Raw genomic sequence first — 22,560 nt, 5'->3', positions numbered from 1 at the left:
CGGCGCGCGTGCCGACCTCAATCGAGCGTCGGATAGTCCGTGTAACCGGCGTCGCCACCGCCATAGAACGTGGCCTGATCCGGCGTGTTGAGCGGCGCATCTTCGCGCAGGCGTCGTACCAGATCCGGATTCGCGATAAAGGGACGGCCAAAGGCCACCGCATCGGCGTGACCCGATTCGATGGCGGCTTCCGCGTCCGACTTGCCGTAGTCGTTGTTGACGATCCACGCACCGGTGCCACCCGCTTTCGCGTAGGTCGCTTTCAGAGCGGCGTAATCGAACGGGGCTTTGCCCTGCGTGTAATCGCGCGCACCGCCGGTGGCACCTTCGATGATGTGCACGAAGGCGAGATCCAGCGGCGCCAGCACCTCGACGACATGCGCGAACAGCGGCTGCGGATCCGGATCGTGCGCATCGTTGGCCGGCGTGACCGGCGAGATGCGGATACCCGTACGATCACCACCGATTTCCTCGACCACGGCGCGCATGACGTCGCCGAGGAACCGCGCGCGGTTTTCGATGCTGCCACCGTAGGCGTCCGTGCGCGTGTTGCTGCCGCTGCGCAGGAACTGGTCGACCAGATAGCCGTTCGCGGCATGGACTTCGACACCGTCGAAGCCGGCATCGATCGCGGCGCGCGCGGCGCGGCGGTAGTCCTCGACGACGCCCGGCAGTTCGTCGAGTTCGAGCGCCCGCGGCGTGGAGGTGTCGACGAAGGTCCCGTTGCCGTCGGCGTCATGGATGAAGGTCTTGCTCTTGGCCGCGATCGCCGACGGCGCGACCGGCGCCTGGCCGTCGGGCTGCAGCGAGGTGTGCGAGATGCGGCCCACATGCCACAGCTGCACGACGATGCGGCCGCCTTCGGCATGCACCGCATCGGTGACGCGGCGCCAGCCCTCGAGCTGCTCGGGCGCGTACAGCCCCGGCACATCGGCGTAGCCCTGGCCCTGATGGGTGATCGCGGTGGCCTCGGTGACCAGCAGACCGGCGGTCGCGCGCTGCGCGTAATAGAGCGCGGTACGCGGCGGCGGAATCGCATCCGGCGAACGGTTGCGGGTCAGCGGCGCCATGACGACGCGGTTGGCGAGCGACAGTGCGCCGGCGGTCAGGGGGGAAAACAGGCTGGGCATGGGCGGGATCCGGGTGGGGGCTTCCCGACATGTTGCCGGGCGTGCGGCTTGCAAGGGGCGGCGACACACGCCTGCCGGGACGCAACGTTGCATCGACGCGCTGCCTGCACCTGACAGCCCCGTTCACCGGTATGCGACCGCAGCGGCGCTAGGGTCCGCCCAGTCCATCCGAGATTGCCCGATGTCCCGATCTGTCATGCCTGCGATCTCCGTGTGGAACCTGCCGGCGCGCGTTCGATGAGTGTGTGGTCGCAGATCGGCACGGCCGTGGCGCGCGAACTCGCATTGCCCGACGTCGACACCCTGACCACCATCGTCGTCCGTGTGCTGGTGGCCGCGATCCTCGGCGGCCTGGTCGGCTGGGAACGCGAACACAAGGGCCGCGCGGCGGGACTGAAGACGCACATTCTCGTGTCGATCGGATCAGCGCTGTTCGTGCTGGCGCCATTGCTGGCCGACATCGATGGAGCGGACGTGACGCGTGTGATGCAGGGCGTCGTGTCGGGCATCGGCTTTCTGGGTGCAGGCGCGATCCTGAAGCTCGACAAAGGTGAACGCGTCGAAGGCCTGACGACGGCCGCGGGTGTCTGGATGACGGCGGCGATCGGCATGGCCGCGGGCATGGGGCAGGAGATGGTCGCGCTGGCGACGACGTTTGTGGCCCTGCTGGTAGTCGGCGCGATTCCGAGAATCCAGCGTCCTGCGCGGCAACCGGCCAAGCCATCGGACGACATCTCCGGCCACGACAGCTGAACGTCTTGACGGCGTATTCGCGTCACGCCGACGGCAGCTTCATGCGTGGACGCGCAGGGTGGAAACCACAACTCACCTGGAGCTTTCCGATGACCAAGCACGACGATATCCGCGATGGCGGACGTGATCTCAATCGCGATCCGATCACCAAAACACCCGGCGCACACCCGATCGGCGTCGGTGTCGGCGGCATTGCAGGCGGCGCGGCTGCAGGTGCGGCAGCAGGCACGGTGTTCGGCCCGATCGGCACGCTCGTCGGCGCGGCCGTGGGCGTCGTGGCAGGCGCTGCGGTCGGCAAGGGTGTGGCCGAACGCGTCGATCCGACCGGCGAAGCCGAATACTGGCGCGAAGCCCATCGGGATCGCCCGTACGTGAAGTCGGATTACGAGTACGACCGTGACTACGCGCCGGCTTACGGTTTCGGACTGCAGGCCCGCGAGGCCGATCGCGCCCGCGGCTGGGAAGACTCCGAAGAGGCACTGAAGCGCGATTGGGAAACGGCGCGGAGTGAATCGCGTTTGCCGTGGGACGAGGCCAAGCCGGCGGTTCGCGATGCCTGGGATCGCACCGATCGCACTTACGATCTGTACGAGCGCAGCGATGCGTATCACAGCGGTGCCTTCGAGAAGGCGTCGTATCGTGATACCGATGACCGCTTCGAGGATTATCAGCCTGCCTACCGCTACGGCGCGCACGCGCGCAGCCGCCATCCGGACCGCGCGTGGGACGATTCGCTGGAAAGTGAACTGTCGCGCGACTGGGGGACGCGTCGCGGCGAGTCCACACTCGAGTGGGATCGCGCCAAGGCGGCCGTGCAGGATGCCTATGTCTCGCACGAGCACTACAGCTCGGGCTCTTATAGCGACAGCGGTCGCGACGACAACGATCGTTTCCGGGTGCGCTGATCGCGCAGCTCTGCAGCTGACGATTCAAGCCGGAACAGGCGCGCCCCTCGGGGCGCGCCTTTTGTTTGCAGCATTCTCCATCGCTTCTCGACGGACGAGGCGCGCGGCGACACGCTGACGCGTGCTCCGACCGTCCGTACGCAGGCCGCGTACGGACGCGAGCAAGCCCACGTCGGCTCAGGTACCGTTGGTCAGATGGCGTCCCGTCGGCACCGGATGTGGCACGTTCCAGCCGAAGTACACCTCCACCGCCTCGATGCGACCGGCGCGCAGCGTCAGGACTTCGGTATTGCGCACCGTGATGCCGTCGCGACGCTGCAGTTCGTAGGTCACCACGACCTCGTCTCCGGACTCGATCGTACGTATGAAGCGGTAGCCCGAGATCTCTGCGTGTGAGGGCCAGCAGGTGTCGAGATAGGTCTGCAGGTCGATCGCATGATCGAAGGGGCTGGTGAACCGCAGGCTGGGCGAGAGCACCGTATCCAACTTCGCGCGGTCGCCTTCGGCATAGGCCTGGAAGCAGGCCTGCGCGATGGCGACGTGGGTGCGCATCACCGCGGCTTGCCTCCGGTCAGTTCGACCACCGGGGTGAATCCGCCGAAGATCATGCGCTTGCCGTCGAACGGCATCGGGTTCTTTTCCGGATCCATCCTCGGATCGCTGCCGTCCATCATCTTCGCGAACGCGGCATCGCGCGTGGCCTTGTCCGGCCATTCGATCCACGAGAACACCACGGTCTCGTCGGCGGTCGCCTGCACGGCCTTGCGGAAATCGGTGAGCTTGCCGTCGGGCACGTCATCGGCCCAGCATTCGAGCACGCGCAACGCGCCCAGCTCGACGAAGAATGCATCGCCGAGATTGGCGTGGTCGATGAACTTGCTGCGGTTGGCCGTCGGGACGGCAAGCACGAAACCATCGATGTAGGACATGTGGGTCTCCCGGTAGAGGCGCGGATGCGCGGTCGGCGACGCGGCGGATTGCCACGGTCGTCTGCACGACGTATCAGGGCGATCGATATCGACACGTCACGATCGCGCATTCATGAAAAGCGCGGTACCTCGGGCGATCGCAGGCTGCGGGTGGTGCATTCGTCGCGGGTGGATCGCGTGTCGGGTAATCGATCCCCGGGCGAGCGCGCCGCGCAGATGTCACTCCGGGGCGGCTCAACGAAGCAGCGGCACCGTGTCGAAGGCGTCGAGGATCGGGCAGGGTCCGCCGTCCTCGCGACTGCAGCGTTGCGCCAGCGCGGCCAGCGCATCGCGGGCCTGCTGCAATTCCGCAATGCGGGCATCGAGATCGCCGATGCGCGCGCTGGCCAGGGCGCGCACCTGCGCGCGGTCTTCGACGGCGTCCAGCGTGAGCAGTTCGGCGATGCCGTCCAGGGTGAAACCGGCCGCCTGGGCACCGCGGATGAAACGCAGACGGCGCAGGTCGCGCTCGGCGTAGCGCCGGATTCCTGCTGCGCGCGAGGGCGTCTCCAGCAGCCCGCGCCTCTGGTAGAAGCGGATCGTCTCGACGCCCACACCGCCGCGGGCAGCCAGTTGCGACACGGTCATGTGATCCATCCGCTTGACTCCGTACCCGGGTACGGACGGTATACAGCACGCACCCGGCGCCGTCAGGCGTCGTCCACGAGGCTGCTCCGATGGCAATCCCGACTGCATCCGACTCGAACCCCGTGACTGCGAAACCGCGTGCCGTGCTGTATCGGATGATGCTGCCGGACCATCGCTGTCCGTCCGGTCAGAAGGCGCGGCATCTGCTCCTGCGCCGGGGCTTCGAGATCGAGGACCACGGGTTGACCACGCGCGCCGAGGTCGATGCGTTCAAGGCCGCGCACGATGTTGCGACGACCCCGCAGGTGTTCATCGGCGGCGTCCGCATCGGCGGCTACGACGCGCTTCGCCGGCATTTCGGACTGCGGGTGCGCGATCCGCAGACGCCGAGCTACATCCCGGTCGCCGCGCTGTTCGCGATGACTGCAGCCATGGCGCTGGCACTGTCGTATGCGGTGTACGGCACGACGTGGACGGTGCGCGCCGCCGAATGGTTCGTCGGTCTGAGCATGTGCGTGCTCGCGCTGCTCAAGCTGCAGGACATCGAGCGCTTCTCGAGCATGTTCCTCAACTACGACCTGCTCGCGCAGCGCTGGGTGCCGTACGCGTACGTCTATCCGTTCGCCGAAGGCATCGCAGGTGTGCTGATGGTCGCCGGCGCACTGACGTGGCTGTCCGCACCGCTGGCATTGGCGATCGGCAGCATCGGTGCCGTGTCAGTGGTCAAGGCGGTATACGTCGACTGGCGCGACCTGCGCTGCGCCTGCGTCGGAGGCGGCAGCAACGTGCCCCTGGGCTTCGTGTCACTGACCGAAAATCTGATGATGGTCGCGATGGCGGTCTGGATGCTGGTGGGCGCCATGCCGCATGGCGCGACCTGACACACCTTCACGCCCCCGATTTCCGCGATGCGCGAGCATTTGCGCATTCATCCTTTGGAGATCACCCATGAGCGGACAGGGTTCTGCCGGCAACGTCATTGCCGCCATCTGCAGTTTCATCGTCCCCGGCCTCGGCCAACTGATCCAGGGCCGCATCCTGTCGGCCATCCTGTGGTTCGTCGCCGCCTGCGTGGCCTTCGCCATCACTTGGCTGCTGACGGTGTCCCTGTTCCCGTTCGGCTGGTTCGTCGTCAGCGTGTTCGCCTGCATCAATGCAGCGCTGTATCGGCGATCTGTGGTCTGACGGTCAGCGCGCTTTCCTCGCTTAGAGAGGTCGGGATCGCGCCTAATCCCGGGCACAAAAAAACACGGCCCCTTTCGGGGCCGTGTCTATTTCAAGCTTGCAGAACTCAGAAGCGCTGCGTGTAACGCATGTACAGGAAGCGACCGATGTCGAAACCGCCGTAGTACGACGTGTTCGCGCTCGGCTGCGTGTACATCAGCGGACCGACCTTGTCGAACACGTTGTTGGCGCCCACTGCGATCGTGGCGTCCCACGGCGTGTTGTAGCGGACCTGCACGTCGTTGAACGTGTTCGAGCCCACTTCGCGGCGACGCGACAGACCGCTTGCCGGCTGGCCGGACGCGTTGAGCGCCCCAGTCGGCGCGTACACGATGTCCGTGCACTCCAGATGCGGTTCGAGCACAGGAGCCAGACCAGCCGGGTTCGGGTTCGGCTGCACGGTGACGTAGGTGCAACCTTCGCGCATCTTCGAGTAATAGCGAGCGGTCCAGCTGACGCCGAAATCACCCATGTCCCACGACAGGTTCAGATTGGACCGGATGCGGAAGTTGGTGCTGGTCGAACCCGCGGCGCCTACGGTTGTGAGCGGGAACTGCGGGGTGTCAGTGCTGGTGAAATAGTCCTTCGCCGTATAGGTCGAGTTCGACGCCACTGCGAACGAACCGATGTTGTCGGTCGTGAAGCGATAGCTGATGTCGAAGTCGAAGCCTTCCACCTTGCGGAAACCAGCGTTGATGCTGCTGAACCGGAAGAAATTGATCTGGCCGGTCGCAGGATCGCGCGTGAACTCGCTCGAGGCGCTCGCATCGCAACGAGTCTGGTCGCCACGAACGTAGCAGTCCGCGAGGATGTTGCTGGGAGCATCGGTGACGATGGTGTTGTCGATGCGGACCTTCCACCAGTCGAACGCCAGGTTGAGGCCCTGCGCGAAGGTCGGGCTCCAGACGAAACCCATCGTCTGCGACTTCGATTCTTCGGGCGTCAGCGCCGCGTTGGAGCCGGACGAGAAGGCGATCGGGGACTGCGTGTTCGTCGATGTCACCGGCGTGCCACCCTGTCCGAGCTGGCGGTAGGTGTTCGCAAGCGCACCCAGCTCCGCGACGCAGTTGGCACGCGTCGTCGGGTTCGTGGCCGAGCTGCCGACCGAGACATCGCAGGGGTCGGTGTAGAACGCGAACGTCTGCGAGCCACCGCCATAGAGGTCGGAGATCGTCGGCGCGCGGAAGCCGTCGGCCACCGTCGCACGCAGCAGCAGCTGATCGAACGGACGCCACTTGACGCCGAACTTGTCGTTGGTGGTGTCACCGAAGGTGTCGTAGTCGGAATAGCGCGTAGCGACGTTGAACGACAGCTCACGGGCAAACGGCATGTCGGCCAGGACCGGGATCTCGAGCTCGCCGTAGATCTCGTTGACGCGGTAGCTGCCGCCGGTCGGGCCAGCGGCCAGATTGGTCGAGCCACCGGTCACTGCCAGGGCGTCAGGGACGAACTCGCCCTTTTCCTTGCGGCTTTCGACGCCGACTGCGAAGCCGAGGTCACCTGCCGGCAGGGTGAAGATCGAGCCCGCCAGGTTGGCCGCGAACACGTTGGTTTCGGTTTCGCCGGTGGAATGTTCTTCCTGGAACAGGTAGTTCTGCAGCGCCTGGTTGTCGGTCAATCCACCCGGGCCGACCTGGCCGAAGGCCAGGAAGGGATTCCACGGCACGCAGCCGGCAATCACCGCGCCAGGCGTACCACAGACGACCTGTCCCTGGGTCGGGCCAGCTGCGGTCTGGATGAACGACGGGCCGACAGCGGCGCGGACATTGGCCAGATTCAGGTTGCCATACGACTTCTGCACCAGCTTGTTGGTGCTGTTGAGGTAGGAGACGTCCCAATCGAAGAACCGCTCGCCGATATCGAAGCTGCCTTCAAGCGCGGCAGAGAAGCGGTAAGTCGTCAGATCGGCCGTGCTGACGCGCGGCACTTCCCATGTGCGACGCCACCAGTTACCGATATTCCGGGTCAGCGGATTGAACTCGCTGTCAGCGGAGAGCGGGGTGTTGAACGAAGCGGCCTGCATCGGGTAGCCGGCCACGGTGCGATCCGAAACGCGGTTGTTGTACAGGAAGTTGGTGCGGAAACGGATGTTGTCGGTCAGGTCATACGTACCGTCGACGTAGAGCGCCTTCTTCTCCAGCGCGGTGCGGAGATCGGTCTGCTCTGCGGTGTTCGACTTGTCTGCAACCGAACCCGGGAGGCAGTCGCGGGCGCCCGGCTGAGCGACAGACGACGCCGGGCAGCTACCCGTGTTTGTGTTCTGGTTGCGGAACGTATTGGTCACAGGGTCATAGATGACACGCGTGTTGCGGCCCGGGTTGGACGAGCTTGCAGGCACATACGTGACGCCGGCCAAGCCATCGCTGAAGGGGCTCGTGAAGCCACCGATCTGGCCAACCGTGGTCCAGTTGTCGGTCGGATGCAGATCGCCACGCGGGAACGCGCTGTACGGGCGATCAGACGAGCTGACCGGATCTTCCTTGGCGTATTCGGCAGCGAGGGTCAGCGAACCACGATCCCCGGTGAAGCCGATGATCATGTCGCCCTTGGTGATCGCGCCGTCGCCTTCGCTGTACTGGCCGTAGTAAATGCTGCCAGCAGCGCCGTCATAGTTGGCGCGGGTGATGATATTGATCACGCCGGCGATCGCGTCGGAGCCATAGATCGACGAGGCGCCGTCCTTCAGCACTTCAATACGCTCGACCGCAACCGCGGGGATCTGCGACACGTCGGCCAGGCCGCTGGTCGAAATGCCCAGGCGACGACCGTTCACGAGCACCAGCGAACGCGCAGCGCCGAGGTTGCGCAGGCTGATGAACGTGCCGCCTGCGTTCTCGCCCGCGGACAGCGGCGAAGCGCGGCTGATCGGCGGGGTGCCGACCGCGGAGATGTTCTGCAGGATATCGGCGACGGACTGGAAGCCTTGACGCTCGATCGCAGCGCGATCGATCAGGACAACCGGCTGAGCGGTTTCGGTATCGACCTGGCGGATACGGGTACCGGTCACTTCGACGCGGTCCAGCGTGGTCGCTTCCTGACCAGCGGCCGGCACGGCCTGCGCCTGCGCGGCGCCCACGCCGGCAATGGTGGTGCCACTGACGACGAGCGCGAACGTAATCGCGTCACGAAGCTTGTTGGTTCTCAAAGCCATTTCTTCTCTCTCCACATGAATGCGTGCTGATGATCCCCCACTGCATCCGGTCCGCCGGTCTTGACAACCGTTCCGTCCGGATGAGGTGCCCCCGATGCTAGCGCTTGTTAAAAAGAAATAAAACAGGCCTTAAGAAAAAATTGATGTAATTTGGATCAAATCAGGGGGCCGAATGCGCAAAGTGAGCGGTTGTTTGGGGTCAGGATCCGGCCGGCTGCGCGTCAACCGTCTCTAGATGACCAGGGAGTGCCGGAGCATCGGCACGCGCTTTTGCGCCGAACGGCTGTGATCCGACTAGGTTCCGACAGTCGCTCCGTAACGACGCCCGCCTCTCGAGGACTGCGTACGAGTCGCGCAGATGGCCGCCTCGGTCCGGACGAGAGACATGGACAACGCGTACTTTCCTGTGCGTCAGCTGGCGATGCGACATGTACGGCCACCGCGCGTCGGCACTTCTGGACCGGCCTGCTTGCGCTTTCAGAGCGCGGGGCATCCCGGCCCGCCCCGCTTATAGTGAATCGCCAACGGCCCAGGACACGGCCGTGCATCACCGGGGAGGGCGGGTGGACGATTCGGAGGCTGCGGGACGACGGGTCCTGCGCATCGCGACGGTCGCGGGATTTTCGATGGTCGGGGCACTGCTGGCCGCGGTGGTGTCGTGGGGGATGGTGGTGCACATCGCGGGGGAGCGGCTCGGCGGCTACTCGGCCATGCTGGCGGAGCGTGCGCAGGAGCTGGACGACGAGTCCCGGGACACCCTCGACACCTTCAACCGCCAGCCGCAGGCGCGCTGCTCCGACCGTGAGTTCGAGCAGATGCGCGAAGCCGTCTACCGGACGTATTTCGTCAAGGACATCGGGCGGTTGCTTGATGGACGGCTGCAGTGCACGGCCAGCCTCTATCGCCTGCCGGTGCCACCGGTGGTCACGCTGCCGCAGCTGGTGACCGCGGACGGGCTGCAGGTCGCGACGATGGAACTGCAATTGCTGGCCAGCGGCAGCCGGGCGCCCGCGCTGGCGTCGGGCGATACCCGGGTGATCCTCGATCCACTCGCGTTTCACCTGCGGCCGGGGCCGGACATCGGTTTCACCATCGGCTATGTCGATGCCGGCACCGGCTTCCTGCCGTTGTACGGGGCTGCCACGCGGTATGACCCTGCGATGTTGCGCGCGGGTGCGCTGATCGATCAAGACGGCGTGCTGATGCATCCGCGCTGCGCGGCCGGGCGCTCGATCTGCGTCGTCGCCACGCTCGCCAAGGAAGAAGTGCTGGAGGCGCAATGGCCCTTGCTGCTGGTCTGCACGCTGCTGGGCGCCGGCGCGGGTGCCGCGATCGGGCTCGGGTTGCTGATGTCGCATCTGCGGCGGCATTCGCTGGAAGGACGCCTGTTGCGTGCCATCGACCGCGACGCGCTCGACGTCGAATACCAGCCGGTCGTGCGGATCTCCGACGGCGCCCTGGTCGGCGCCGAAGCGCTGGTGCGCTGGCGCGACCACGACGGCCGCCTGATTCCGCCCACGCGCTTCGTACCGATCGCCGAGGCGAACGGCAGCATCGGGCGCATCACCCAGCTGGTGCTGCGGCGGGTCGCGACGGATTTCGGCGATCTGCTCTCAGCGCCGGGCGACTTCCGCATCAACGTCAACATTTCCGCCGCCGATCTCGACGACAGCCGCTTCCATGCCGACATGGCGCGCACCCTGGATGCGGCCGGCATCGCGCGCGGCCGCATCGGGATCGAACTCACCGAGCACTCCACTGCCGCCCGCGAGATTGCGATGTCGGGCACGAAGCGGTTGAAGGCGTTGGGACACCACGTGTACATCGACGATTTCGGCACCGGCTATTCGAGCCTCGCCTATCTCGCCGAGCTGGATCTCTACGCGCTGAAGATCGATCGATCGTTCACCGGCACGATCGGGACCGATGCGCTCAAGGTCAATCTGGTGCCGCAGATCATCGAACTCGCGCGCACGCTGGGGCTGGCGGTCGTGATCGAAGGGGTGGAAACAGAAGCACAGCGCGACTGGCTGCGAAGCGTGGACTATCCGCTGTACGCGCAGGGCTGGCTGTTCGGGCGTCCCATGCCTGCAGCCGCATTCAGGGAATTGCTGGCACGGCCGGCGCCGCGATGACGTTCAAGCCGCGTGACTGTCCTGCGCACGGCGCCCGCGACGCGTCCCGGTGAATGCGTCACTGGCGCGCCAGGCAGCCTGCACATCCGAACGGACGTCCTGCCATGCGCGCAGGCGGCCGTCGAATTCCCACATGCGGCGCAGCACGGGCTCGATGTCTTCCCACGGGCGTTCGGGATAGGACGCGCGGCCGTTGCGGCCGAGCGAGATCACGAGGGTGCGGTCCGAGTCGTGCTTCATGCGGAGGTACTGCCGGTTGGGAGCGCGCAGGCTACGGTCCGGTTCGTCTCGTTTCCGTGAACCCGACAGTCGATTTCGATGACAGCGCAGATGCGTTCAGCGACGGCTGCGATGTGTCGCGGAAGCGCGAGGAATTCGACTCGATACGCGTGTGCATATGCGCGCAGTCATGCGGCTGCTTTGCTGCAGTGCAACTCAAAACAACGGCTTGATGACCTGGATCGTGCCCCACAGCGAGACCACCCAGACCGCGCTGCGCAGATAGGGAACACCGATGGCATAGATCGGCAGATAGGCGACGCGCGCCCAGAGATAGACCTGCGCGCCGAGTGCGGTGCCGGCATCGGCGCGACCCGCGAATACGACTGCGAGTACCGCGGCCGCGAACAGCGGAAACGTCTCGAGGAAGTTGCGGCTCGCCGCAGCGGTACGCACCGCAGCACCGGTCAACGGCGGGATGTCCGCGCCGTCCCGGTTGCTGGCATTCCAGCGCACGCCGCGTTGCGCCGTCGCAAACGCGGCGGCGACGCCGATGTGCACGAGGCCGAGGACGATCGCCCAGCCGAGCATCTGCAGTTCGATCGTCATCGTCCGTGCTCCTTGCGTGGTGTCAGCCGGCGACCGCCTTTGCGATCGCGTCGTTGAACGCCGGGATGTCATCCGGCTTGCGGCTGGTGATGAGGTTGCCGTCGACGACGACCTCGGAATCTTCCCACTGTGCGCCCGCATTGACGAGATCGGTCTTCACCGACGGCCACGACGTGACCTTGCGGCCCTTCGCCAGGCCGCTCTCGACCAGCAGCCACGGGCCGTGGCAGATCGCCGCGACCGGCTTTCCGGCATCGCCGAACGCGCGCACAAACGCCACCGCGTCCTTGTCGGCGCGCAGCACGTCCGGGTTCATCTGGCCACCGGGGAGCACCAGTGCGTCGTAGCTGCCAGCGTCCGCCTTGGACAGCGCCACGTCGACATCGACGCTGCGGCCCCAGTCCTTCTTGTCCCAGCCCTTGATCGAACCGACATCGCCGGACGAGATGACGTCGACATGTGCGCCGGCGTCCTTGAGCGCCTTGAGCGGCTGCTCGAGTTCGGACTGTTCGAAGCCATCGGTGGCGAGGATGGCGATTTTTTTGCCGTCGAGATTCTGCATCGGGCGCTCCGGGAACTGATATGAGCCGCCGATGCTGGGCGACGTCAGGTACCCCGGCCGTGAAACGTACGTTCGCCGCATGTGAGCCTTCAGTCTCGCCCGGTGAGACGCCAGGCGGTCACGCTCGCGCCCCGATATCGAAAGCGCCGGAGCAGGCCCTTGAACGCGATTCTCAGGACCGGCCAGGCGCTGGCGACCACGGGCGATGCCGTGTCCGGCAGCGCGCTGGCGACGAAGCTGGCGGCGAAGTATCCCGGACGCGTCACCGGCACGCTGCTGCTGCCGGGACAGGCCGGCGACTACGCGCCCTTGCCCGACGATGTGCCCGAAGCCCTGGCGCGCGCGCTGCGCAGCCGCGGCATCGACCGACTCTACCGCCATCAGGTGCAGGCCTGGGCAGCGACGCAGGCAGGCCGCCATCTCGTGGTCGCGACACCGACCGCCTCGGGCAAATCGCTGTGCTACACGCTGCCTGTGCTGTCGGCCGCGATCACCGCGCGCAGCCAGGCGCTGTACCTGTTTCCGACCAAGGCGCTGGCGCAGGACCAGGTGGCGGAACTGCTGGAACTCAACGCCGCCGGGGCACTCGGCCTGCGCGCGGCGACCTTCGACGGCGACACGCCCGGCGATGCGCGCCAGGCGATCCGCATCAACGGCGACATCGTGGTCAGCAATCCGGACATGCTGCACCAGGCGATCCTGCCGCATCACACCAAGTGGGCGCAGTTCTTCGAGAACCTGCGCTATGTGGTGATCGACGAGATCCACACCTATCGCGGCGTGTTCGGCTCGCACGTGGCCAATGTGATCCGCCGGCTCAAGCGCGTCTGCGCGTTCTATGGCGTGACCCCGCAGTTCATCCTGTGCTCGGCGACGATCGGCAATGCGCGCGAGCACGGCCGCGCGCTGGTGGAAGTGGATGACGCCGCGCTGGAATCGATCCTCGAATCGGGCGCGCCGCGCGGCGACAAGCACGTGCTGCTGTGGAATCCGCCGGTGATCAATCCCGATCTCGGCTTGCGCGCATCCGCGCGTTCGCAGTCCAACCGCATCGCTCGCATGGCGATTCGCGCCGGGCTCAAGACGCTGGTGTTCTGCCAGACGCGGTTGATGGTCGAGGTGCTGACCAAGTACCTCAAGGAAGTTTTCGATCACGACCCGCGCAAGCCCAAACGCATCCGTGCTTACCGCGGCGGCTATCTGCCGACCGAGCGCCGCGCGGCCGAGCGCGAGATGCGCGCGGGCCATATCGACGGCATCGTCAGCACCTCGGCGCTGGAACTCGGCGTCGACATCGGCAGTCTCGATGTCGTCGTGCTCAACGGCTATCCGGGCAGCATCTCGGCGACGTGGCAACGCTTCGGTCGCGCCGGTCGCCGGCAGCAGCCGTCGGTCGGCGTGCTGGTCGCGAGTTCCGAGCCGATGGATCAGTACGTGGTGCGGCATCCGGAGTTCTTCGCCGACGCCAATCCCGAACACGCGCGCATCGAACCCGACCAGCCGTTGATCCTGCTCGACCACATCCGCTGCGCCGCGTTCGAGCTGCCCTTCGTCGATGGCGATGGGTTTGGCCCGGTTGCCCCGGCGCCGTGGCTGGAGGTGCTGGCCGAATCCGGCGTGCTGCACCACGAAGGCGACCGCTGGGAATGGATCGCCGACAGCTATCCGGCGCAGGCGGTGAATCTGCGTTCGGTCGCCGACGGCAATTTCGTCGTCGTCGACCGCACCGACGGCCGGCAGACGATCATCGCCGAGGTCGATTACTCCGCCGCTGCGCTCACGCTGTACGAAGGCGCGATCCACATGGTCCAGTCCGAGCCGTTCCAGGTCGAGCGCCTCGATTGGGAAGGCCGCAAGGCCTATGTGCAGCGCACGCACGTCGATTACTACACCGACGCGATCGACTACACCAAGCTGAAAGTGCTCGATGACGAAGAGCAGGCCGACGCCGGGCAGGGCAGTGCGCACCTCGGTGAAGTGCACGTGGTGCGGCGCGTGTCGGGCTACAAGAAGATCCGCTTCCACACGCACGAGAACATCGGCTACGGACCGGTGAACCTGCCCGACCAGGAACTGCATACGAGCGCGGTGTGGTGGCAGCTGCCGCAGCAGGCGCTGGATCGTGCATTCGATGCACGCCACGAGGCGCTCGATGGCTTCCTCGGCGCGTCGTATGCGCTGCATCTGGTCGCGCAGGTCGCGGTGATGGCGGAGAGCCGCGATCTGCAGAAGGCGGTGGGCAGCGGCGATGGCACCTGGTTCGCGACCGCCGACCAGCGCGGTCGCGGCCAGTTACGCGATGGCGATGGCGCAGCGCTGGACTTCGAAGGCATCGGCCGGTTCACGCCGACGCTGTATCTCTACGACAACTACCCGGGCGGTGTGGGGCTGTCGTCGCCGTTGTACGAGCGGCGCGACGAATTGCTGGCGCAGGCGGCGGCGCTGGTTGCCTCCTGCAGTTGCCGCGCCGGCTGTCCGGCCTGTGTCGGGCCGATCCTCGCCTCGGAAGAGGATGCCGAGCGCACGCCGCGCCAGCTGGCTGCGCGGGTGATCGAACTGCTCGTGCAAGCGCCACAGCTGCCGGCATGAGTGCACTCGCCAAACGCCTCGGTCTGCTGCGCAGCCAGGCCGGCACCGCCTTGCCGTCGGTGACCCCGACGCCACCGTTGCCGACCACCGCGCCGCGCGCGCAGTGGCCGCGCGCAGACGGCGCGCGCTCGCCGGAGCAGGTCGTCGCGCAGCTGCGCAAGCTGATGAAGCTGCGCGTGCCGACGCCGGCCGCGCGCCCGACCGGTCCGATCGATCGCACGCTGCCTGGCGAGGAGATCGCGCCCGGCCTGCGCTATCTCGAGCAGACCGCGCCATGGCCGCACGAGGACGCCGAACTCGCGCTCTACGATATCCGCCACGAGCCGGCCCAACGTTCGGATCTGCTGGCCTTCGACACCGAGACCACCGGACTCGCTGGCGGTACCGGCACGCGCGCCTTCATGATCGGCGCCGCCGATTTCGTCGAAGGCCGCATGCGCATCCGCCAGCTGTGCATCACCACGCTGGGCGCCGAGCGCGAGATGCTCAAGACGTTTTCGAAATGGCTGCGGCCTTCGACGGTGCTCGTCAGCTACAACGGCCGCAGCTACGACCGCCCGCTGCTGACCACGCGCTATCGCCTCGCGCGGCTGCGCGATCCGCTGATCGAACTGCGTCATGTCGATCTGCTGCATCCGGTGCGGCGTCGCTATCGCGGCGTCTGGGCGAACTGCAAGCTGGCGACCGTCGAGCGCGAACTGCTCGGCGTGTTGCGCGAGGATGATCTGCCCGGCAGCGAAGCGCCTGCGGCGTGGCTGGATTACCTGCGCGGCGGCAGCGCGGACAAGCTGCGGCGTGTGGGCCTGCACAACGCGCAGGATCTGCGCAGCCTGTTCGGCGTGCTGGAGGCGATGCGCGACGAAGCCGTCGTCGATACGGTGGTCGTGCCGGATGCGGTGGACGTTCCGGGTATGGATTGCGTCTTCGACTGAGTCAAGCTCGTCGGATTGCCGACACGTCGGTCGGCGTCTGCAGGAGCGCGCTCGCGCGATCGGGCGCTTCGGGCCAAGCCACATCGCGCGCAAGCGCGCTCCTACAGGATCACGCGCAATTCCGTGTTCACGTGATCTGAATCGCGACGATGCTTGAATCGGCCGGCCCAGCAGTCCCCAATCGCCATCGACCGGCGAGCAGTCCGCGCCACTCTGGAGCCCCATGGAATCACGCGAACGCCGGCCAGTGACGGCCGACCCTGTCCTCCCGCGCGCCACACTCCGTGCGCGCGATGCGTTCGCGATCACCATCGGCATCGTCGTCGGTGCCGGCATCTTCCGGACTCCATCGTTGATTGCCGGTGCCTCCGGCAGCGAATTCGTGATGCTCGCGGCCTGGGTGGTCGGCGGCCTCCTGTCGATCGTCGGTGCGCTCTGCTACGCCGAACTCGCGACCACGTACCCACAGGCTGGCGGCGACTACAACTATCTGCGCCGCGCCTACGGGCGGCGCCCCGCCTTCCTGTTCGCCTGGGCGCGCGTGTCGGTGATCCAGACCGGCTCGATCGCCCTGCTGTGCTTCATCGTCGGCGACTACATGGGGCAACTGTTCGATCTCGGGCCGTGGTCGTCCGCGCTCTACGCCGCAGGCGCGGTGGTGCTGCTGACGATCGTCAACTGGATCGGCACGCGCCAGGGCGCCGCGGTGCAGACCTGGCTGACGATCGCCGAGATCATCGGCGTGCTGGTGATCGTCGTGGCCGGCCTGATGTTCGCGCCGACCGACATCGCGCCGATTCCCGGCAGCGGTGGCGACAGCGCGATCGGTCTGATCCTCGTGTTCGTGCTGCTGACCTACGGCGGCTGGAACGAGGCCGTCTATGTGACCTCCGAAGTGCGCGATGCGAAGACGTGGATGCCGCGCGTGCTGATCCTCAGCCTGATCGCGATCGCCGCGCTGTACGTGCTGGTGAACCTCGCCTACCTGAAGGTGCTGGGCCTGGGGGGCATGGCCGAACACAACGCCGTCGCGGCCGAAGTCATGGGCCGCGTGTTCGGGCCGACCGGCGCGGTGCTGATGAGTGTGATCGTCGTCGCCGCAGCGCTGACCTCGGCGAACGCGACGCTGATCACCGGCGCGCGCAGCGTTTACGCCGTCGGTCGCGATTTCCCGGCGCTGGGTTTCATCGGTCGCTGGGATGCACGCAGCGGAACGCCGCGCGCTGCGATCGTGACCCAGGGCGTACTGGCGCTCGCACTGGTCGGACTCGGCGCGTTCGCACGCGATGGCTTCGAGGTTGCGGTGGAATACACGGCGCCGGTGTTCTGGCTGTTCTTCCTGCTGGTCGGCATCTCGCTCTTCGTGCTGCGCCGGCGCGATCCCGATCTGCCGCGCCCGTTCAAGGTGCCGCTGTATCCGGTGCTGCCGCTGCTGTTCTGCGCGACCAGTGCCTACCTGCTGTATTCCAGTCTGGCCTACACCGGACGCGGGGCGCTCGTCGGCGTCGCCGTGCTCGCGATCGGCGGCCTGCTGCTGTTGCTGTTCAAACCGACCCCGCGTCACGAGGAGACTCCGCCATGAAATCGTCGAAGAAGACCCTGATCGCGCTCGCGATCTGCACGCCCTTCCTGCTCGCCTGCGCCGAACAGGCGGTCAGCGCCTATGAACCGGTCGACGGCAGCGAGGCGGCCGACAGCGATGTCGCCCCGATGGAAACCACGCACACGGTGACCGCCGACATCGGACCGGATTCGCCGTTCGCCGAAGGCGCGCCGGCCCCGTCGCGCGAACCGGATGTCATCTATGTGCCGACGCCCGAGCCGGTGGTCGACGCGATGCTCAACCTGGCCGGCGTCAAGGCAGGCGATGTGCTCTACGACCTGGGTTCCGGCGACGGCCGCATCCCGATCGCCGCGGCCCAGCGCTTCGGCGTGCGCGGTGTCGGTATCGACATCAACCCGGTGCGCGTGCGCGAGGCGAATGCGAACGCGGAGACGGCCGGCGTCACCGAGCTGGTCACGTTCAAGGAAGCCGACCTGTTCGAGGAGGACATCAGCGAGGCGACGGTGGTCACGCTGTACCTGCTGCAGAGCCTCAACGTGAAGCTGCGGCCCAAGCTGCTGGCGGAACTGAAGCCGGGCACGCGCATCGTCAGCCATGCCTTCGACATGGCCGACCAGTGGGCGCCCGAGCAGACCCAGGAGGTCGACGGCAGCCGCATCTACATGTGGACCGTGCCCGAGCGCTGATCGCCTGTCCGACGTCCGCGCACGTAAGGCCTGTCCGCCGCGCGCCTCGTGCGCCACGGAGGGCGTGCGCGATAGATCTCGAACAGGTTGGACCCCAACGCGCCGCCGGTCGCAGGCCGACGGCGCGATGGCATCATCGTCGCCCCCGCAAGAGAACACGCTGCCATGACCCGCATCGCTCCGCTCGTCCTGTCGCTCGCCGCGCTGTCGGCCACCTCCGTGTCCGCGTCGCCGTATGGCGGCGAACTCCAGGGCTTCGACTATCCGCATCCGCGCCAGGCGCACGCGCTGACATCGCAGGGACAGTCACTGTCGATGGCCTATATGGACGTGCGGCCCGAAGGTGCGGGCAACGGCCGCACGGCGGTGCTGCTGCACGGCAAGAATTTCTGCGGACCGACCTGGGACGACACGATCAACGTGCTGGTCGACGCCGGCTGGCGCGTGATCGCGCCGGACCAGATCGGCTTCTGCGGATCGACCAAGCCCCGCGGCTACCAGTTTTCGTTCGCCCAGCTGGCGGCGAATACGCATGGCCTGCTCGAGTCGCTGGGCGTTGAGCGCGCGGTGGTGATCGGCCACTCGATGGGCGGCATGCTCGGCGTGCGCTACGCGTTGCAGTACCCCGATGCGGTCGAGCAGCTGGTGCTGGTCAATCCGATCGGGCTGGAGGACTGGCAGGCCGAGGGCGTGCCCTACGCCAGCATCGACACCATGGCCGAGGGCGAGCGCAAGACCACCTTCGACAGCATCAAGGCCTACCAGCTGAAGTTCTATTACGACGACCAGTGGGCGCCGCGCTACGACCGCTGGGTCGACATGCTGGCCGGCATGTATGCCGGGCCGGATCGCGAGATCGTCGCCTGGAACCAGGCCCAGACCTCGGAGATGGTGTTCACCCAGCCGGTCGTCCACGAGTTTCCGAAGCTGCGCGTGCCGGCCCTGCTGATGATCGGCGGCAAGGACCGCACCGCCCCCGGCGCCAACCGGGCGCCCGCCGACGTGGCCGCGCGCCTGGGCGACTATCCGGTGCTGGGACGGCGTGCGGCCGAGGCCATGCCGGAGGCCGAACTGGTCGAGTTTCCGGCGCTGGGCCACTCGCCCCAGGTCGAAGACCCCGACGCCTTCCATGCCGCGCTGCTGAAAGGCCTGCGGACCGCGCCCTGAGGCGGCCGCTAGGGCACGCGCGGCGGCTGCATTCATTGCGCATTCCGCCGCGCAGCGGTGCACGCCCTAAACTGAACCGCCTCGGCGCATCCGCCGTCCGTCCTGTCCGGAGTCCGTCGTCTTCATGTCGCCCTGGCGTCCCAGTCTGTTGTTGATCGCCTGTCTCGGCCTGGCTGCCTGCCAGTCCGGTACCGATGCCACGCCGCCGGTGGCGGAGACCGTCGAGGTCGCGAGTCCCGAGGAGGGCGGTGCGGTGAGTACCGCGCCGCTGGCGGACGAGGACCTGCCCGAGATCGCCGCGCCGGCCGAAACGCCGGGCGACGCGGTCGACTGGTCGGAGATGGTGCTCAGCGACGGCACCGCATCGCTCAGCTGCGAGCTCGACTACGCCAATGCCGGCGACGGGGACCTGCTGACCGCGTTCGACCAGGATTCGCTGCGCACGGCGATGTCGGCCTGCGCCGAGCGTGGCGTATTCCGGCTGCGCTTCCGCGGGCGCGTGACCCAGGAATTCACCCAGCTGATGCAGCGCCTGGCTGTGGTCGCCGACGACCTGGCGATCAACAAGCGCGTGCTGGACATCGATTCCAGCGGCGGCATGGTCGAGGAAGCGATCCGCGCCGGCGACGTCATTGCCGAGTCGCGCTGGACCATCTGGGTCCGCGACGGTGCGGTCTGCCACAGCTCCTGCGTGTTCCTGCTGGCCGGTGGCGATACCCGCCTGATCGGCGGACGCGTCGGCATCCACCGCATCATCCGCATGAGTTCCAGCGCCTCCACCCGCGCCGAACTCAATCGCGAACTGCGCGCGGTCTACGGCCGCGTCCGCGACTACCTGGAGCGCAACGGCGCCGCGGTCGCGGTGGCCGACCTGATGATGGCCGTGCCCAACCGCAGCCTGCGCATCCTCACGCCGGACGAACTCAAGCTCTACGGCCTCGACGGCGTGAACCCGGCCCAGGACGATCTCGACCGGCTGCGCCTCATGCGCAAGTGCGGACAGGATTTCGTCAACCGGCGCGACGCCTACGTGCGCGCGTTCGACACCACCTGCAACGCGCCCGATCGCGACGTCGAGCAGCTGGCCGCCTGCGGCCTGGAGCTGCGCGGCAAATTCGGCTTCCCGGACGAGCAGTGCCCCTCGGAAAGCCCGTTGTCGGAATTCGACCTCGTGGGCCAGCTAACCGCTGCGGCAGGCATCGCCAGCCGGCTGCGCATCCTCGGCGTCCCGGCGGTCGAGCCGCGGCGCGCGAACGACACGCGCCCTGAAGCGGCGCCGGGTGCACGTCGTGCCACGCCGGCGCAGTCGCCGGCGGCGGATGCTGCGGAAACGCCCTCGGCACCTGTCGACGACGCCGGCAGCAGCGATACCGCCGAGACTGCCGACATGCCACCGCCACCGCCGGCCACGACGGACGGCGGCGGCACGCGCTGATCCCCGGTTTGGGACCGCGCGATCGCGGTCCGCATCCCGCTCAGGCGTCGGGCGCCGTCACGGTCGGCACCGCGTCTTCCTGCAGAAAACCACCGGACTGGCGCCGCCACAGCTGCGCATAGACGCCGTCCGCGGCGACCAGCGCCTCGTGCGTGCCCTGTTCGACGATGCGCCCGCGGTCCATGACGATCAGCCGGTCCATCGCCGCGATCGTCGACAACCGGTGCGCGATCGCGATGACCGTCTTGCCCTCCATCAGGCGGTTGAGGTTGTCCTGGATGGCGGCCTCGGCCTCCGAGTCCAGCGCCGACGTCGCTTCGTCGAGCACCAGGATCGGCGCGTTCTTCAGCAGCACGCGCGCGATGGCGACGCGCTGGCGCTGGCCGCCTGACAGCTTGACCCCGCGCTCGCCCACGTGCGCGTCGTAACCGGTGCGGCCCTTCGCGTCGCTGAGGGTGAGGATGAAGTCGTGGGCCTCGGCGCGCTTCGCCGCTTCCAGCATCTCCGCTTCGCTCGCATCGGGCCGGCCGTAGAGGATGTTCTCGCGCACCGAGCGGTGCAGCAGCGACGTGTCCTGGGTGACCATGCCGATCTGCGCGCGCAGCGAATCCTGGGTGATGCCGGCGATGTCCACGCCGTCGATGCGGATCGCGCCCGCCTCGCGGTCATAGAACCGCAGCAGCAGGTTGACCAGCGTGGACTTGCCCGCGCCGGAGCGACCGACCAGACCGATCTTCTCGCCCGGCCGCACGTGCAGGTCCAGGTCCTCGATGATGCTGCGATCCTGCTGGCCGTAGTGGAAATCGACGTGGTCGAAGCGGATGTCGCCGGTGATCGCCGGCAGCGGCGGCGCGTCGTCGGCATCGTCGACCGTCGGCGCCAGCGAGATCGAGTTGATGCCGTCTCGCACGGTGCCGATGTTTTCGAACAGCGCCGACAGTTCCCACATGATCCACTGCGACATGCCGAGCATGCGCAGCGCCAGCGCCAGGCCGACGGCGATGGCGCCGGTGCTGATCGCGCCGTCGAGCCACAGCCACAGGCCCAGGCCGGCGACCGAGGCGACCAGCAGCATGTTGAGGACGTAGTTGCAGACGTTGACCATCGTCACCAGGCGCATCTGCCCGTGCACGGTGCCGAGGAAACCGTCCATCGCCTCGCGGGCATAGGCCTGTTCGCGCTGCGAATGCGAGAACAGCTTGACCGTCGCGATGTTGGTGTAGCTGTCGACGATGCGCCCGGTCATCACCGAGCGCGCATCGGCCTGCTTCTCCGAGATGCGGCTCAGGCGCGGCACGAATACGCGCATCAGCAGCGCGTAACACACCACCCAGCCGATGAAGGGCAGCATCATGCGCCAGTCGGCGGACGCGGCGACGATCAGCGCGCCCGTCAGATACACCAGCACGTAGTTGCCGACGTCCAGCAGCTTGATCACCGTCTCGCGCACGGCCAGCGACGTCTGCATCAGCTTGGTCGCGATGCGCCCTGCGAACTCCTCCTGGAAGTAGCCCATCGACTGGCGCAGCAGATAGCGGTGCACGTTCCAGCGGATCCGCATCGGGAAATTGCCGAGCAGGGTCTGGTGGATGATCAGTGAACTGAACAGCGTGAGCACCGGCAGCGCGACGAGCACCAGCACCGCCATCGCGGCGAGCCGTCCGCCTTCGGCCTCCAGAAAGCTGCCCGGCGTGTGCGACGCCAGCCGGTCGACGAGCGAGCCGACGTAGGCGTACAGCACGACCTCGGCGATCGCGATCAGCGCGGTGCACAGCGCCATGAGCAGCAGCCATTTGCCGCTGCCGCGGACGTAGTGCATGCAGAACGCGAACAGCGTGGTCGGCGGCTGCGTCGGCGGCGCAGGCGGAAAGGGATCGATGCGGGATTCGAACCAGCGGAGCATGGGACAACCTTGGGGAATGCGCGCCGCGCGGGCGACGCCG

Annotated in this window: 20 protein-coding genes; 11 read left to right on the top strand and 9 right to left on the bottom strand. The window is 67.1% G+C overall.

The genetic code is table 11. The annotated features are described in order from the left end of the window. Nucleotides 1–17 precede the first annotated feature (17 nt). Nucleotides 18–1,130 carry an alkene reductase gene (locus AC3A5K_RS09655; protein WP_487617308.1) on the bottom strand — a complete coding sequence of 371 codons (1,113 nt, stop codon included), beginning with the start codon at nucleotides 1,128–1,130 and terminating at the stop codon, nucleotides 18–20. Nucleotides 1,131–1,367: 237 nt separating this feature from the next. Between AC3A5K_RS09655 and AC3A5K_RS09650 the strand changes: the two genes are divergently transcribed. Together AC3A5K_RS09650 and AC3A5K_RS09645 are read left to right on the top strand one after the other, a co-directional pair. Then, complete coding sequence (locus AC3A5K_RS09650; protein WP_487617307.1) at nucleotides 1,368–1,883, top strand: MgtC/SapB family protein; 516 nt, start codon at nucleotides 1,368–1,370, stop codon at nucleotides 1,881–1,883. Between the two features lie 89 nt (nucleotides 1,884–1,972). Further along, nucleotides 1,973–2,788: a hypothetical protein gene (locus AC3A5K_RS09645; RefSeq protein WP_487617306.1), complete on the top strand. Its 816-nt coding sequence runs from the start codon at nucleotides 1,973–1,975 to the stop codon at nucleotides 2,786–2,788. 177 nt (nucleotides 2,789–2,965) lie between these two features. Here AC3A5K_RS09645 and AC3A5K_RS09640 read toward each other — a convergent pair whose 3' ends face one another. The 3 genes from AC3A5K_RS09640 to AC3A5K_RS09630 form a co-directional block, all read right to left on the bottom strand. Next, on the bottom strand, nucleotides 2,966–3,340 hold the full coding sequence (locus tag AC3A5K_RS09640; RefSeq protein ID WP_487617305.1) for a nuclear transport factor 2 family protein: 375 nt from the start codon (nucleotides 3,338–3,340) through the stop codon (nucleotides 2,966–2,968). Continuing rightward, entirely contained in the window at nucleotides 3,340–3,717 is a 378-nt protein-coding gene (locus AC3A5K_RS09635; protein ID WP_487617304.1) for a DUF1428 domain-containing protein, read from the bottom strand. The genes AC3A5K_RS09640 and AC3A5K_RS09635 overlap by 1 nt, the downstream gene beginning before the upstream one ends. Nucleotides 3,718–3,951: 234 nt before the next feature. Beyond that, a complete protein-coding gene (locus tag AC3A5K_RS09630) occupies nucleotides 3,952–4,344 on the bottom strand; it encodes a MerR family transcriptional regulator (RefSeq protein ID WP_487617303.1) in 393 nt (130 codons plus the stop codon). A 122-nt stretch (nucleotides 4,345–4,466) separates the two neighbouring features. Between AC3A5K_RS09630 and AC3A5K_RS09625 the strand changes: the two genes are divergently transcribed. Together AC3A5K_RS09625 and AC3A5K_RS09620 are read left to right on the top strand one after the other, a co-directional pair. After that, nucleotides 4,467–5,225 carry a MauE/DoxX family redox-associated membrane protein gene (locus AC3A5K_RS09625; protein WP_487617302.1) on the top strand — a complete coding sequence of 253 codons (759 nt, stop codon included), beginning with the start codon at nucleotides 4,467–4,469 and terminating at the stop codon, nucleotides 5,223–5,225. 67 nt (nucleotides 5,226–5,292) lie between these two features. Beyond that, on the top strand, nucleotides 5,293–5,529 hold the full coding sequence (locus AC3A5K_RS09620; RefSeq protein WP_487617301.1) for a hypothetical protein: 237 nt from the start codon (nucleotides 5,293–5,295) through the stop codon (nucleotides 5,527–5,529). Nucleotides 5,530–5,635: 106 nt separating this feature from the next. Here the strand turns inward: AC3A5K_RS09620 and AC3A5K_RS09615 are convergent, their stop codons facing one another. Further along, nucleotides 5,636–8,719, bottom strand: a complete 3,084-nt coding sequence (locus tag AC3A5K_RS09615) for a TonB-dependent receptor domain-containing protein (RefSeq protein ID WP_487617300.1) — start codon at nucleotides 8,717–8,719, stop codon at nucleotides 5,636–5,638. Between the two features lie 626 nt (nucleotides 8,720–9,345). On the opposite strand from AC3A5K_RS09615, the gene AC3A5K_RS09610 reads away from it, so the two are divergent. Continuing rightward, nucleotides 9,346–10,854 (top strand): EAL domain-containing protein, encoded by a 1,509-nt coding sequence (locus AC3A5K_RS09610; RefSeq protein ID WP_487617299.1) that lies wholly within the window; start codon nucleotides 9,346–9,348, stop codon nucleotides 10,852–10,854. A 3-nt stretch (nucleotides 10,855–10,857) separates the two neighbouring features. On the opposite strand, the gene AC3A5K_RS09605 is transcribed toward AC3A5K_RS09610, so the two are convergent. The 3 genes from AC3A5K_RS09605 to AC3A5K_RS09595 form a co-directional block, all read right to left on the bottom strand. Beyond that, the gene (locus AC3A5K_RS09605; protein WP_487617298.1) at nucleotides 10,858–11,094 is read right to left on the bottom strand and encodes a hypothetical protein; all 237 of its coding nucleotides are present in this window, start codon (nucleotides 11,092–11,094) and stop codon (nucleotides 10,858–10,860) included. Nucleotides 11,095–11,289: 195 nt separating this feature from the next. Further along, nucleotides 11,290–11,682, bottom strand: coding sequence for an MAPEG family protein (locus AC3A5K_RS09600; RefSeq protein ID WP_487617297.1), 393 nt, complete (start codon nucleotides 11,680–11,682; stop codon nucleotides 11,290–11,292). Nucleotides 11,683–11,704: 22 nt separating this feature from the next. Further along, nucleotides 11,705–12,244 carry a type 1 glutamine amidotransferase domain-containing protein gene (locus tag AC3A5K_RS09595; protein ID WP_487617296.1) on the bottom strand — a complete coding sequence of 180 codons (540 nt, stop codon included), beginning with the start codon at nucleotides 12,242–12,244 and terminating at the stop codon, nucleotides 11,705–11,707. Nucleotides 12,245–12,403: 159 nt separating this feature from the next. Between AC3A5K_RS09595 and AC3A5K_RS09590 the strand changes: the two genes are divergently transcribed. The 6 genes from AC3A5K_RS09590 to AC3A5K_RS09565 all read left to right on the top strand — a co-directional run bounded on the left by AC3A5K_RS09590 (nucleotide 12,404) and on the right by AC3A5K_RS09565 (nucleotide 20,617). Beyond that, a complete protein-coding gene (locus AC3A5K_RS09590) occupies nucleotides 12,404–14,833 on the top strand; it encodes a DEAD/DEAH box helicase (RefSeq protein WP_487617295.1) in 2,430 nt (809 codons plus the stop codon). Further along, nucleotides 14,830–15,765, top strand: a complete 936-nt coding sequence (locus AC3A5K_RS09585) for a ribonuclease H-like domain-containing protein (protein WP_487617294.1) — start codon at nucleotides 14,830–14,832, stop codon at nucleotides 15,763–15,765. The genes AC3A5K_RS09590 and AC3A5K_RS09585 overlap by 4 nt, the downstream gene beginning before the upstream one ends. A gap of 223 nt (nucleotides 15,766–15,988) precedes the next feature. Continuing rightward, complete coding sequence (locus AC3A5K_RS09580) at nucleotides 15,989–17,347, top strand: APC family permease (protein ID WP_487617293.1); 1,359 nt, start codon at nucleotides 15,989–15,991, stop codon at nucleotides 17,345–17,347. After that, nucleotides 17,344–18,015, top strand: a complete 672-nt coding sequence (locus AC3A5K_RS09575) for an SAM-dependent methyltransferase (RefSeq protein WP_487617292.1) — start codon at nucleotides 17,344–17,346, stop codon at nucleotides 18,013–18,015. Before AC3A5K_RS09580 ends, AC3A5K_RS09575 begins: the two co-directional genes overlap by 4 nt. A 165-nt stretch (nucleotides 18,016–18,180) precedes the next feature. Then, complete coding sequence (locus AC3A5K_RS09570; RefSeq protein ID WP_487617291.1) at nucleotides 18,181–19,182, top strand: alpha/beta fold hydrolase; 1,002 nt, start codon at nucleotides 18,181–18,183, stop codon at nucleotides 19,180–19,182. Between the two features lie 124 nt (nucleotides 19,183–19,306). Continuing rightward, complete coding sequence (locus AC3A5K_RS09565; RefSeq protein WP_487617290.1) at nucleotides 19,307–20,617, top strand: COG3904 family protein; 1,311 nt, start codon at nucleotides 19,307–19,309, stop codon at nucleotides 20,615–20,617. Between the two features lie 40 nt (nucleotides 20,618–20,657). On the opposite strand, the gene AC3A5K_RS09560 is transcribed toward AC3A5K_RS09565, so the two are convergent. Further along, a complete protein-coding gene (locus AC3A5K_RS09560; protein ID WP_487617289.1) occupies nucleotides 20,658–22,520 on the bottom strand; it encodes an ABC transporter ATP-binding protein in 1,863 nt (620 codons plus the stop codon). Between the last annotated feature and the right edge of the window lie 40 nt (nucleotides 22,521–22,560).

Source organism: Luteimonas sp. Soil_C_5, assembly GCF_057656615.1.
The sequence above is the reverse complement of the archived record's forward strand: the minus strand, read 5'-3'. Positions and strand labels throughout refer to the sequence as shown.